Source organism: Nitratidesulfovibrio liaohensis (genome assembly GCF_011682075.1).
Classification (GTDB): Bacteria; Desulfobacterota; Desulfovibrionia; order Desulfovibrionales; family Desulfovibrionaceae; genus Cupidesulfovibrio; species Cupidesulfovibrio liaohensis.
In genome coordinates this window covers 1-816 of sequence record NZ_VSMK01000677.1, presented here as the reverse complement: position 1 = coordinate 816, position 816 = coordinate 1, and the positions used below count along the sequence as shown (strand labels likewise).

Annotated in this window: 1 protein-coding gene; it reads left to right on the top strand. The window is 70.2% G+C overall.

The features are described 5' to 3' along the window. Positions 1 to 18 precede the first annotated feature (18 nt). The coding region (locus FVW27_RS17700) for a HAMP domain-containing protein (RefSeq protein WP_243838552.1) at positions 19 to 816 on the top strand (798 nt) is incomplete at its 3' end.

The window sequence follows — 816 nt, the reverse complement described above, 5'->3', positions numbered from 1 at the left end:
TCCGCCACCGGCGCCCGCATGGCCGGGGTCGCCGTCATCGCGCTGGGGCTGTTTCTGGCCGCCGCCTGCGCCGTGGCCTTCCGCATCGTGGCGCGCATCATGACCCCCATCGACCGGCTGGGCAGCTACGCCGAGGCCGTGGCCGGGGGGGACTTCAACGCGGCCATCGACGGCAGCTTCCCGGCGGAACTGGACGCCCTGCGCGGCTCCATCCGCAACATGGTGGCCCGGCTGAAGGACCGCCTGGGCTTTGCACAGGGCATTCTGGACGCCATTTCGCGCACCTTCCCGTGCATGACCCTGGACAACGCGGGCCGCATCACCTTTGTGGGGCAGATACTGCTCGACCTTGCGGGCAAACCGGGCAAGCCCGCCGACTACCACGGCCAGCGGGTGGGCGAATTCTTCTTTGGCGACGCCAGCCGCCGCACCCGCTCGGACGAGGCGCTGGAAACCCGCGCCCGCGTGGAAGGCGAAATGACCGTGGCTGGCGACGGCGGCGAGCACATCCTGCAAGTGAACGCCAACCCGGTGTTCGACCTGGACAACAACCAGACCGGGGCCTTCACCCTGTATTTCGACCTGACCACCATCCGGCGGCAGGAGGCGGACATCCGCGCCAAGAACGAGAAGATCGCCGCCGTGGCCGCGCAGGCCGTGGACATTGCCCGCGAGGTGGCGGCATCCGCCGGTGTGCTGGCCACTCAGGTGGAGGACGCGGCAGGCGGCGCGCGCATGCAGTCTGCCCACGCCACCGAAACCGCCGCCGCCATGGACGAGATGAACGCCGCCGCCACCGACGTGGCCCGCAACGCG